We start from the raw sequence: 11176 nt of genomic DNA, 5'->3' as shown, positions 1-11176 counted from the left end.
GGAGAAGGCCAGCCAGGCGCTGGCGTACCTGCTGGTATCGAGGTTGAGAAAGGCCGAAGGAATATCGTGGTCTTCGTTCACGCATTTTTCGGGCAGCGGAGAAGGCGGGCCATCTGGCGGCTCATAAGGGTTGAAGCGGCGCAGATGGCCTTGCTCGCTGACGGCATAGGCATGCCAGACCTGCTGGTCGAGCAGCACATAGAGGAAGCCCATGCGCAAAGTGCGCAAGCCGATCTTTGTCGAGATATGCCGGTTATCCGCCACGGTGGAAACACACTCGGGGCGGGTATCGGGCACCAGGGCGCGGCGCAGCGGCAGGATAGGCAGGCCCTGGCGCTCGCAGAACATGCACTGGTCGTGCGGCAGCCCGGCTTCGGCGATCGCGAGGGCAATACGTTGGCTGATGGTCATGAGCGATCCTCGTATTGGACAGGGCCTTGACGGCCTCTGAACACTAACGGGGAATCGCTTTCCAGAGAGGCATTGGGCTTCCTAAAAGCTTGTAGGAAACGTCTCTGAATAATGGTTTAGCTCTATATGGGGCCATGATCGGTACCCCGGCCTTTTGCGCCACCTGTCGAACCCAAGGCACTGCTGCTGGCCGTTTTCCGTCCGATCTGTATGCGCGATCAACGCGCAAACCCAGGAGAACTTCCATGGCAAACGATCAGAATGACCCCGGCCTCGAGCAAACCGAATCCCAGCCCGGCAGCGGTGACGGAGAGGTCCCGCTACCTTCGGATGACGAAGGCCCGATAGAAGAGGAGATGGAGGACGTGCAGGCAAACAATTCGGTTTCTGCCGAGCACCCGCAGCCTCGGTGACGGGATTTGGCCGGAACGAATGCGGTTCACACCTTTCTTGCGAGGTATGCAGCGATGAGCCCCGATCCGAATGCCCAAGGCGGCACGAACCCGGACATGCCCACTTCACCCGACCCGGCCGTTGACCCCGACCGCCCGACCATACCCGACCCTGACGACGACCCGCTCATGAACGAAGAAGAGGGTGGTGATTGGCAGAAGGAAGACAGCTTGGCTGATGACGGCAGGCAGAGCGTGGAGCAGCCTGCGGTAGACCTGGATCAGCGCAGGGAATGACCATTGATAGGGCAAGGCCCTGTGGGAGCGGGTTTACCCGCGAAGAATCCAACTCGGTGCATGGCACCGGCTGCGCCGGTGTTCGCGGGCATGCCCGCTCCCACAGGTACTGTGGCTGCCTTGAAGGCTGTGGTGATCCTGTGGGAGCGGGTTTACCCGCGAAGAATCCAGCGCGGTGGCTGGCACCGGCTGCGCCGGTGTTCGCGGGTGAACCCGCTCCCACAGGTACTGTGGCTGCCTTGAAGGCTGTGGTGATCCTGTGGGAGCGGGTTTACCCGCGAAGAATGCGACACGGTGCATGGCACCGGCTGCGCCGGTGTTCGCGGACAAGCCCGCTCCTACAGGTACTGCGGCTGCCTTGAAGGTTGTGGTAATCCTGTGGGAGCGGGCATGCCCGCGAAGAATCCAACGCGGTGCATGGCACCGGCTGCGCCGGTGTTCGCGGGACAAGCCCGCTCCTGCAGGTACTGCAGCTGCCTTGGAAGGTTGTGGTGATCCTGTGGGAGCGGGTTACCCGCGAAGAATCCAACGCGGTGCATGGCACCGGCTTCGCCGGTGTTTTCGGCTAAACCCGCTCCAGCGCATCAGGCCATAAGCGATACCTCATGCTCAAACGGCAGGTCCGGGCCCACTCGGGAGCAGGTGATCGCCGCAGCACGGATCGCATAGGCAAGCATCGCATCGATGGTGTCACGCTCAAGCATCGCCAAACCTGCCGGGTTGTCGGCTCCGAGCCTGGCGAGGTAGGCGAGCACTGCCGCCTGGAAGGTATCACCAGCACCCACGGTATCGCGCACCGGTAAAGACGTATCCGCCGGACGCAGCCATGACCCGTAAGCGCAATGCACGCTTGCCCCGTCACCGCCATGCGTGACAAACACCAGACTGCACCGTTCGCCAAGCCAGCCTCGAGCCACTTCTGCGGGGTCGCGCCCCGGGTACAGCAGGGTCAGGTCTTCCTCGCTGGCCTTGATCAGATGTGCGTGGCCGGCAAAGGCTTCAACCTGGCGCCGCCACAGCGCCACATCCGGCTGCGGATTCAGCCGCACGTTCGGGTCGAGGCTGATCAGGCGTTGATCACGTTCGCGTTGCACCAGCGCCATCAGGGTATCGGCCACGGGCGTCACCACCAGGGTGTACGACCCCACATGCAGCCCGCGCACGCGCTCATCCAGCGCAGGCAGATGTTCCAGCCGCACCTGTCGGTCCGCGCAGCCTTCACCGCGAAACTGGTACTGCGCCGAGCCGTTGGCATCCAGGCCGACCATGGCCAGTGTGGTTGGCGCATCACTGCTCACCAGGTAGCCGCATTCCACGTTTTCCTCTTCAAGCACCCTGCGCAGTCGCACGCCCAGGTAGTCACTGGACAGGCCGCCGAACAACGCGGCGTCCGCGCCCAGCCGGCGCAGGCCGACCGCGACATTGAACGGCGAGCCGCCGGCAATCGCGGTAAAGCCCAGCTCGCTACTGCGGGGGCTGTTTTCCACGCTGAACACATCGAACAAGGCTTCGCCACACACCAGATACATGGAGTTCTCCAATACGAAAGGTAAGGCCGGCGATCAGCGTGCCGGCAGATGATCCCGGTAGCGCTGATAGGCAACCTGGTACTCGGCTTGCTGTGCCGGGCGGGGCAGGGTGCGTGTGCTTTCGTCCAGGGCCACGCAGCGTTGGCAAAGGGTTGCAAGGCTGTCGCCATGGCCCGACTGCCGGCCGAGGCTCCAGACGGCCTGGATTGCAGCACCCAGGGCGGCGGCTTCGGTCTGTTGCGGGCACACCACTGGCAGGCCGAGCAGGTCTGCCAGCACCTGGCGCCACAACGGGCTTTTCGCCGCGCCGCCGACCAGGCGGATTTCGCTGCCTTGCAAGCCACTGGCGCGCAGCAGGTCGAGGCCGTGGCGCAGGCTGAAGCAGGTGCCTTCCAGCACTGCCCGGCACAGGTTGGCGCGGGTCAGGTTGGTACTGGTCATGCCGTGCAGGCTGGCACTGGCGTTGGGCAACGCGGGTACGCGCTCGCCGTCGAAGAAGGGCAGCATCAGCAGGCCGTCGGCGCCAATGGGCGCTTGGCCGGCAAGCTCGGTGAAGCGCTCGAGGTCCAGCTCCAGCAGATCGCGCACCAGGGCGCAGGCGCTGGTCAGGTTCATGGTGCAGATCAGCGGCAGCCAGCCACCGCTGGAGGCGCAGAAGGTCGCCACTTCGCCCTGTGCGCTGACGCGGGGCTGGTCGTCATAGGCCGCCAGGGTGCCGGAGGTGCCGAGGCTCAAGGTGATCATGCCGGGGGCGATGTTGCCGGTGCCGATGGCGCCGAGCATGTTGTCGCCACCCCCACTGGCTACCCACGTCTGCGGGCTCAGGCCCAGCGCCTTGGCGGCGTGCTCCCGCAGGGTGCCGATGTACTCGCCGGATTCGACCAACTCGGGCAAGGCTGCCAGCAGCCGCTCGCCTGGCTCGATGCGTTGCAGCACATCGGCGGCCCAGGTTCGACGGCGCACGTCGAAATACCCGGTACCGGAGGCGTCGCCGGGCTCGCTGCAGGCGCGGCCGGTCAGCCAGTGGTTGAGGTAGTCATGGGGCAGCAGGATATGAGCCAGGCGGGCGAACAGGTCGGGGTGCTGGCGCTTGGTCCATAGCAGCTTGGACGCGGTATAGCCTGGCGCGATCACCAGGCCCAGGCGATCGAGCGAGCCTTTGGCGCCACCGAGTGCATCGAGCAGTTGCTGGTTCTCGGGCGCGGTTTCGGTGTCGCACCAGAGCTTGGCCGGGCGCAGTACCTGGCCCTCGGTATCGAGCAGCACCAGGCCATGTTGCTGGCCGGACACCGCCAGTGCGCGGATCGCCCGGCCGTCGACACCAGCCGCACGCAGTGCGCCGGCCACCGCGCTGCGCAGGGCGGCCAGCCAGTCGGCCGGGTCCTGCTCGCGGCGCCCATCGCGGCCTTGGGGTGGGGCGTGGGCGGCGCTGCCCAGGCCGAGCACCTGGCCACTGCCGGCGTCCAGCACCAGGGCCTTGGTGCCTTGGGTGCCGCAGTCGATGCCGAGGAACAGTCCATCCATGTCGATACGCTCCGGGTCAGTCGCCGAGGACCTGGCGCAAGGTTGCACTCACGCCGTGTTCGCGCAAGCTGTCGTATAGGCGCTCGAAGGCACTTACGAAGGCCCTGGATGCCGGTATCGCCGTGCCGAAGATCGCCTCGTCGCCGAGCACCCGGGCGGCCAGGCCGTCACGCTGCACCACCCGCGCCTGGCAGTCGGCGGCGCGTGGGTCGGGGATGCTGTAGCGGGTGCCGTGTTCGTCTTCGCCGCGCAGGTACACCGCCCAGGCCGCGACCACCAGGGCGACGCGCTCCAGTGGCTTGCCATCGGCGATCAGGCGGTTGGCGGTGGGCACGATGAACTTGGGAAACTTCGACGAGCCGTCCGAGCACACGCGCTCCAGCTGGTCGGCGATGGCGCGGTTGGCGAAGCGTTCGCTGAGGCTGGCCTTGTAGCGCTCCAGGTCGATACCCGGCACGGGGGCCAGTTGCGGGGTTACGTCCTGGTCCATGAAGGTGCGCATGTAGCGATGCAGTAGCGGGTCGGCGAGGGTTTCGTGGACAAAGCGGTAGCCCTGCAGGAAGCCCAGGTAGGTGAGCGCCAGGTGGCTGCCGTTGAGCAGTTTGATCTTCATCGCTTCATAGGGCGTGACGTCGTTGGTGAACTGCACGCCGACCTTTTCCCAGGCAGGGCGCCCGGCGACGAACTTGTCTTCCACCACCCATTGCAGGAACGGCTCGCACACTACTGGCCAGGCATCCTCGACGCCATGGCGCTCGAGCAGTTGCTGGCGGTGGGCGGGGCTGGTCATCGGCGTGATGCGGTCGACCATGGCGTTGGGGAAGCTGACATTGCCGCCGATCCACTCGGCCAGCTCAGGGTCGAGCAGCCGGGCGAAGGCCAGCAGCGCCTTGCGCGCCACATCGCCGTTGTGCGGGAGGTTGTCGCAGGACATCACGGTGAACGGCCCGCTGCCGGCCGCGCGGCGGCGGCGCAAGGCTTCGCAGAGAAAGCCGAACACACTGTGCGGGGCCTGTGGGTTGGCCAGGTCGTGCTGCACCTGTGGCAGGTCGGCGCGGAATTCACCGGTGCTGTCGTCGATGCAGTAGCCGCCTTCGGTGATGGTCAGCGAGACGATGCGGATGGCGGACTCGGCCAGCTTGGCCAGCAGCGCGCCGGCACCGTCCTCGGCCAGCAGCATGCCGTTGAGGGCGGCGATCACCCGCACTTCGGTGTCGGGCTGGTCGCCCAGTTCGAACAGGGTGTAGAGGTGGTCCTGCGCGGCCAGGGCATCGCGCATGGCGCGGTCTTCGCTGCGCAGGCCGGCGCCGCAGATGGCCCAGTCGAGGCCTTCGCCGAGGTTCATCAGGGCGTCGGTGTAGGCGGCCTGGTGGGCGCGGTGGAAGCCGCCGACGCCGATGTGCACGATGCCCTGGCGCAGTTGCCCGGGGTCGTAGGCGGGGCGGGTGACCGTGGCCGAAAGCTGGCCGAGGTTGGTTTGGTTCAGTTTCATTCTGCAGTCCTCAGGCCGCTTGTTGCAGGCGTTTGTCCAGGGCCTGGCCGTTGCTGTCGAACAGGTGGCAGTGGGCTGGGTCGAAGGTCAGCTCCAGTTGTTCACCAAAGGCCGGCGCGAAGTCGCCGCGCACGCGTACGGTGAGCATCTCCCCGGAGGCGGCACGCACATGGCAGTAGCTGTCGCTGCCCAGCCGCTCGCTGACGTCGGCGGTCACCTGCAGCGAAGCTGGGGCGCCTTGGCCGGCGAGGGTGATGTTCAGGTGCTCGGGGCGGATGCCCAGGGTCACCTGGCTGCCGGTGTGCAGGTCGCCTGCGCACAGGGGCAGGGCGATGCGGCTGCCGCATTCGAGGGCGACCTCGCACTGGTTGCCCTGGTTGCGGCTCAGGTGGCCACGCAGGAAGCCCATCTTCGGGGTGCCGAGAAAGCCCGCCACGAACAGGTTGGCCGGGTGATGGTACAGCTCCAGCGGCGAGCCGACCTGCTCGACGCGCCCACCGTTGAGCACCACAACCTTGTCAGCCAGGGTCATCGCCTCGACCTGGTCGTGGGTCACGTAGATCATGGTCGCGGCCAGCTCCTGGTGCAGGCGTGCCAGCTCCAGGCGCATCTGTACGCGCAGGGCGGCGTCGAGGTTGGACAGTGGTTCGTCGAACAGGAAGATCTTCGGGTTGCGCACGATGGCCCGGCCGATCGCCACCCGCTGGCGCTGGCCGCCGGAAAGCTGGCGAGGCTTGCGCTCGAGCAGCGGTTGCAGCTCGAGGATGCGCGCGGCGTTGTCGACCTTGGCGGCCACTTCCTGCTTGCTGACGCCGGCCAGGTCCAGGGCGAAGGAGAGGTTCTTGCGCACGGTCATGTGCGGGTACAGGGCGTAGGTCTGGAACACCATCGCCAGGTCGCGCTTGGCTGGGGCGGTGTCGGTGATGTCGGCACCGTCCAGGGTAATGCTGCCGCCGCTGACCTCTTCGAGGCCGGCGATCACCCGCAGCAGGGTGGACTTGCCGCAGCCGGACGGGCCGACGAACACCACGAAGTCGCGGTCGCGCACGTCCAGGTCGATGCCCTTGATGATGGCGTGGCCATCGAAGCCTTTGTACAGGTTGCGGATCTTCAGGTCAGCCATGTCGGGTTACCTCTGCGGTGGCCAGGAATTGATAGGAGTTAGCTGGACCCTGTGGGAGCGGGTTCACCCGCGAACACCGGCGCAGCCGGTGCCTGACACTGAGTCGCCTGCTTCGCGGGTGAACCCGCTCCCACAGGGGCTGTGTTACAGGGGCATGAATGCGGTTCATTTCACGGCTCCGAACGAGAGGCCACGCACCAGCTGCTTCTGGCTGACCCAGCCAAAGATCAGGATCGGCGCGCAGGCCAGGGTCGAGACGGCCGAGAGCTTGGCCCAGAACAGCCCTTCGGGGCTTGAATAGGACGCCACCAGCGCCGTCAGCGGCGCGGCAGCAGATGAGGTCAGGTTCAGTGACCAGAATGCCTCGTTCCAGCACAGGATCAGCGACAGCAGCAGGGTCGAGGCCAACCCGCCGCGGGCGATCGGCAGCAGCACGCGGACAATCTCCTGCCAGGTGCCTGCGCCGTCCAGCCGCGCGGCTTCGAGGATGTCCACGGGGATATCCTTGAAGTAGGTGTAAACCATCCACACCACGATCGGCAGGTTGATCAGGGTGTAGACGATGATCAGCGCCAGGCGCGAGTCCAGCAGGCCGAACTGCTTGGCCAGCAGGTAGATCGGCATCAGCACGCCCACCGGTGGCAGCATCTTGGTCGATAGCATCCACAGCAGCGTGCGCTTGGTATGGCGGGTTTCGAAGAAGGCCATCGAGTACGCCGCCGGCACGGCAATCAGCATGCACAGCAGGGTTGCCGAGACCGAGATCAACACCGAGTTCCAGGCGTAGGCAAAGTAGTCGCTGCGTTCGTTGATGTGCAGGTAGTTCTCCAGCGTCGGCGTGAACAGGAACTGCGGCGGCGTGGCGAACGCATCCAGTTCGGTCTTGAAGCTGGTCAGCACCATCCACAGGATCGGGAAGAAGATCACCAGGGCGATGCCCCAGCACAGCAGGCCTAGCAGTGCATTGTGCAGGCGGCGGGTTTGCTTGAGTGTCAGCATGGCGGGCTCCTCAGCTGCGCTCGGTGAGGTTCTTGCCAATCATGCGTACCAGCACGATGGCGGCGATGTTGGCGATCAGCACGGCGATCAGCCCGCCCGCCGAGGCCATGCCCACGTCGAACTGCAGCAGCGCCTGGTTGTAGATCAGGTAGGCGAGGTTGGTGGACTCGAAACCCGGGCCGCCACTGGTGGTGGTGAAGATTTCGGCGAACACCGACAGCAGGAAGATGGTCTCGATCATCACCACCACGGCGATGGGGCGGGCCAGGTGCGGCAGGGTCAGGTGCCAGAAGATCGCCAGCGGGCCAGCACCATCCAGGCGTGCGGCTTCCTTCTGTTCCTGGTCCAGCGACTGCATGGCGGTCATCAGGATCAGGATGGCGAACGGCAGCCACTGCCACGAGACGATCAGGATGATCGACAGCAGCGGGTAGTGCGCCAGCCAGTCCACCGGCTGCGCGCCAAACAGCCGCCACAGTGCTGCGAGGATGCCCGACACCGGGTGGAAGATCAGGTTCTTCCACAGCAGCGCGCTGACCGTGGGCATGATGAAGAACGGCGAAATCAGCAGCACCCGCACCACGCCACGCCCCCAGAACTCGCCCGCTTCCAGCAGCGCGGCAATGAGCACGCCGAGGACGATACTGATGGCCAGCACGCTGCCGACCAGGGTCAGGGTGTTGAGGGCGCCGGGCAGGAAGCCGGCATCGGTGACGAAGAAGGTGAAGTTCTCCAGGCCGACGAATGCGTTTTCGCCGGGGTACAGCAAGTTGTAGCGGATCAGCGAGAAATACAGGGTCATGCCCAGGGGCACGATCATCCACAACAGCAGCAGCGCTACCGAGGGGCTGACCAGGAACCAGCCGGGGCCGACACGGCGTTTGCCGGGGCGCGCGGTGGCTAGGCTCGGGCTGTCTAGGGCCGAAGTGTTCATGGCGACTCCGTGTGCGTCGAAAAGGGCGAGCGGCCGGCCGCCACCGCGCGGGTGTGCGGCGCGGCAACGGTCAGGTCATGGCTGCTCGGGGGTGGCTGTTACTTGGGATAACCGGCGCGTTTCATCTCGCGCTCGGTCGACTGCTGGGCCGCAGCCAGCACCTGGTCCACCTTCATCTGCCCGGTGAGGGCGGCAGAGAACAGCTTGCCGACCTGAGTGCCGATGGCCTGGAACTCGGGGATGGTCACCAGCTGGATGCCCACATAGGGCACAGGCTTCAGGGTGGGGTGGTCGGGGTCGACGCGTTTGAGCGATTCCAGTGTCACCTTGGCGAAGGGGGCCGCGGCCAGGTAGGCGTCGCTGTAGGTCGAGGCGCGGGTGCCCGGTGGTACGTTGGCCACGCCTTCCTGCTCGGCCACCAGCTTGCCGTAGGCCTCGGAGGTGGCCCAGGTGCTGAAGGTTCTGGCGGCGTCCTTGGCCCTGGAGCTGGTGGGGATCGCCAGTGCCCACGAGTACAGCCACGTGGCGCCCTTGTCGGTGACCTCCTTCGGAGCGAAGGCGAAGCCGACCTGGTCGGCGACCTTGCTCTGGGCCTTGTCGGTGACGAACGAGCCGGCGACGCTGGCATCGACCCACATCGCGCACTTGCCGCTGTTGAACAGCGCGAGGTTTTCGTTGAAACCGTTGCTGGAGGCGCCGGGCGGGCCGTACTGCTTGAGGGTGTTCACGTAGAAGTTCAGTGCGTTCTTCCACTCGCTGCCGCTGAACTCCGGCTGCCATTGCTCATTGAACCAGCGCGCGCCGAAGGCGTTGGCCACGGTGCCGATCAGCGCCATGTTCTCGCCCCAGCCGGCCTTGCCGCGCAGGCAGATGCCGTACTGGTCCTGGTCGGGCTGGTTGAGTTTGGCGGCGAACTCGCCGATCTGGGTCCAGGTCGGTTGCTCGGGCATGCTGAGCCCGGCCTTTTCGAACAGGTCCTTGCGGTAATAGGTGATCGAGGCTTCGGCGTAGAACGGCAGGGCGTACAGCGTGCCGCCCGCCGACAGGCCATTGCGCACCGAGGGGAACACGTCGTCCAGCCTGTAGTCGGCGGGCAGGTCGTTCATCGGGGCCAGCCAGCCTTTGGCGCCCCACAGCGCGGCCTCGTACATGCCAATGGTCAGCACATCGAACTGCCCGCCCTGGGTGGCGATGTCGGTGGTCAGGCGCTGGCGCAGCACGTTTTCTTCCAGCACTACCCACTTCAGCTTGATGTCCGGGTGCTGCTGCTCGAACACTTTGGCCAGGCGCTGCATGCGGATCATGTCGTTGTTGTTGACCGTGGCGATGGTCAGGGTTTCGGCGGCCTGGGTGAACAGCGGCAGGCTGAGGCAGGCGGCGGCCAGGCAGGTCTTGATCGAGTTGTTCATCGGTGAACCCCCTTACCGGGCCGGGTGACGGCGCGGAAGACATTATTGTTTTTGTGTCGCTCGCCGCCGATTACACCGCCCCACGGCGATGCCGACAAAGCCTCGCCTGCACTTGCACTGATACTTTTTTGCAGCGCTCGGGCTCAGGGGCGGTTCTGTTCGGTCAGCCGCTGGGTCACCAGGCTGCGGTAGCTGGAGGGGGTCATGCCCTTGAGTTGCTGGAAGCGCCGGTTGAAGTTGGACAGGTTGCTGAAGCCCGATTCGAAGCACACTTCGGTCACCGGCAGCTCGCTTTTGGCCAGCAGTTCGCACGACTTGCTGACCCGCAGGCGGTTGACGAACTCGACAAAACCGCGCCCCGCGGCCTGCTTGAAGAAGCGCGAGAAGTAGGTGGGGGTCATCCCCAGGTGCTCGGCCACCTCGTTCTGGGTGAGGTCCTGGGCATAGTGCTGGAAGATATAGTCCACCGCCCGGTTGATGCGTTCCACATGGTGCTCGTCGGCCAGTTGCGAGGAGGTGACGGTGGACAGCAGGTGGTAGTCCTCGCAGGCGGCGAGTTGTTCCATGAGGATAAAAAAGTATCCCAGGCGGGTCATGCCGCGGCTGTCGGCGATGCGTTGCAGCAGCATGCGGCTTTCGGCGATCAGCGCCGGGTCGCGGAACTCGATGCCATAGCGCGCCCGCGCCAGCAGCGGGGCCAGCTGGCCAAGCTCGGAGAACACCTGGCTACCGTCCTCCAGCACTTCGTCGGTGAAGTTGACCAGCATGTCGCGCTTGTCCACCACCTCGTCGGGGGCCATCTGGCTGATCCAGTTGTGCGGCAGGTTGGGGCCGGTGAGGAATAGCGTATCGGGGGCGAAGTTGCCGATGTAGTCGCCAATGAATACCTTGCCGGCACTGGCGACGATCAGGTGCAGCTCGTATTCCTTGTGAAAGTGCCAGCGCACCAGCGGGCTGGGGAAGCCATGCTGGCGGTAGATCAGCGAGTGGCCTTCGTGGTCGTCCATCAATTCGTAGGACGGGTCGGTGACTTTGCTCGTTCTGGGCATGGCGCTGTCCGGGCCTT

Annotated in this window: 11 protein-coding genes; 2 read left to right on the top strand and 9 right to left on the bottom strand. The window is 65.4% G+C overall.

Annotated features, from left to right (window positions below):
* On the bottom strand, positions 1–411 hold a 411-nt coding region (locus tag CAG22_RS22100), incomplete at its 3' end, for a toxin VasX (RefSeq protein ID WP_371916863.1).
* A gap of 245 nt (positions 412–656) precedes the next feature.
* Here CAG22_RS22100 and CAG22_RS28565 point away from each other — a divergent pair.
* Together CAG22_RS28565 and CAG22_RS22095 are read left to right on the top strand one after the other, a co-directional pair.
* Positions 657–824 (top strand): hypothetical protein, encoded by a 168-nt coding sequence (locus CAG22_RS28565; protein ID WP_023660823.1) that lies wholly within the window; start codon positions 657–659, stop codon positions 822–824.
* 96 nt (positions 825–920) lie between these two features.
* Positions 921–1100: a hypothetical protein gene (locus tag CAG22_RS22095; RefSeq protein ID WP_170929329.1), complete on the top strand. Its 180-nt coding sequence runs from the start codon at positions 921–923 to the stop codon at positions 1098–1100.
* 584 nt (positions 1101–1684) lie between these two features.
* Here the strand turns inward: CAG22_RS22095 and CAG22_RS22080 are convergent.
* The 8 genes from CAG22_RS22080 to CAG22_RS22045 all read right to left on the bottom strand — a co-directional run bounded on the left by CAG22_RS22080 (position 1685) and on the right by CAG22_RS22045 (position 11159).
* Entirely contained in the window at positions 1685–2629 is a 945-nt protein-coding gene (locus CAG22_RS22080; RefSeq protein ID WP_085706190.1) for a carbohydrate kinase, read from the bottom strand.
* A 33-nt stretch (positions 2630–2662) separates the two neighbouring features.
* A complete protein-coding gene (gene xylB, locus CAG22_RS22075) occupies positions 2663–4153 on the bottom strand; it encodes a xylulokinase (RefSeq protein ID WP_085706189.1) in 1491 nt (496 codons plus the stop codon).
* A 16-nt stretch (positions 4154–4169) separates the two neighbouring features.
* Positions 4170–5645 carry a mannitol dehydrogenase family protein gene (locus tag CAG22_RS22070; RefSeq protein ID WP_085706188.1) on the bottom strand — a complete coding sequence of 492 codons (1476 nt, stop codon included), beginning with the start codon at positions 5643–5645 and terminating at the stop codon, positions 4170–4172.
* Between the two features lie 10 nt (positions 5646–5655).
* Positions 5656–6768: an ABC transporter ATP-binding protein gene (locus tag CAG22_RS22065; RefSeq protein ID WP_085706187.1), complete on the bottom strand. Its 1113-nt coding sequence runs from the start codon at positions 6766–6768 to the stop codon at positions 5656–5658.
* 165 nt (positions 6769–6933) lie between these two features.
* Complete coding sequence (locus CAG22_RS22060; RefSeq protein ID WP_085706186.1) at positions 6934–7767, bottom strand: carbohydrate ABC transporter permease; 834 nt, start codon at positions 7765–7767, stop codon at positions 6934–6936.
* Positions 7768–7777: 10 nt separating this feature from the next.
* Positions 7778–8701: a carbohydrate ABC transporter permease gene (locus CAG22_RS22055; protein ID WP_025338566.1), complete on the bottom strand. Its 924-nt coding sequence runs from the start codon at positions 8699–8701 to the stop codon at positions 7778–7780.
* 98 nt (positions 8702–8799) lie between these two features.
* The gene (locus tag CAG22_RS22050) at positions 8800–10110 is read right to left on the bottom strand and encodes a sugar ABC transporter substrate-binding protein (RefSeq protein ID WP_085706185.1); all 1311 of its coding nucleotides are present in this window, start codon (positions 10108–10110) and stop codon (positions 8800–8802) included.
* A 143-nt stretch (positions 10111–10253) separates the two neighbouring features.
* Positions 10254–11159, bottom strand: coding sequence for an AraC family transcriptional regulator (locus CAG22_RS22045; protein ID WP_085706184.1), 906 nt, complete (start codon positions 11157–11159; stop codon positions 10254–10256).
* Positions 11160–11176 lie beyond the last annotated feature (17 nt).

Origin of the sequence: Pseudomonas sp. B8(2017), assembly GCF_002113575.1 — a bacterium.
Taxonomy (GTDB): Bacteria; Pseudomonadota; Gammaproteobacteria; order Pseudomonadales; family Pseudomonadaceae; genus Aquipseudomonas; species Aquipseudomonas putida_Z.
Note: the sequence above shows the minus strand (reverse complement) of the source record. Positions and strands in the feature narration are given on the sequence as shown.

What these genes read in the sequence shown, in the direction of transcription:
- CAG22_RS28565 (WP_023660823.1), top strand. Translation starts at nt 657, where the DNA reads ATGGCAAACGATCAGAATGACCCCGGCCTCGAGCAAACCGAATCCCAG.
- CAG22_RS22095 (WP_170929329.1), top strand. Translation starts at nt 921, where the DNA reads ATGCCCACTTCACCCGACCCGGCCGTTGACCCCGACCGCCCGACCATA.
- CAG22_RS22080 (WP_085706190.1), bottom strand. Translation starts at nt 2,629, where the DNA reads ATGTATCTGGTGTGTGGCGAAGCCTTGTTCGATGTGTTCAGCGTGGAA.
- xylB (WP_085706189.1), bottom strand. Translation starts at nt 4,153, where the DNA reads ATGGATGGACTGTTCCTCGGCATCGACTGCGGCACCCAAGGCACCAAG.
- CAG22_RS22070 (WP_085706188.1), bottom strand. Translation starts at nt 5,645, where the DNA reads ATGAAACTGAACCAAACCAACCTCGGCCAGCTTTCGGCCACGGTCACC.
- CAG22_RS22065 (WP_085706187.1), bottom strand. Translation starts at nt 6,768, where the DNA reads ATGGCTGACCTGAAGATCCGCAACCTGTACAAAGGCTTCGATGGCCAC.
- CAG22_RS22060 (WP_085706186.1), bottom strand. Translation starts at nt 7,767, where the DNA reads ATGCTGACACTCAAGCAAACCCGCCGCCTGCACAATGCACTGCTAGGC.
- CAG22_RS22055 (WP_025338566.1), bottom strand. Translation starts at nt 8,701, where the DNA reads ATGAACACTTCGGCCCTAGACAGCCCGAGCCTAGCCACCGCGCGCCCC.
- CAG22_RS22050 (WP_085706185.1), bottom strand. Translation starts at nt 10,110, where the DNA reads ATGAACAACTCGATCAAGACCTGCCTGGCCGCCGCCTGCCTCAGCCTG.
- CAG22_RS22045 (WP_085706184.1), bottom strand. Translation starts at nt 11,159, where the DNA reads ATGCCCAGAACGAGCAAAGTCACCGACCCGTCCTACGAATTGATGGAC.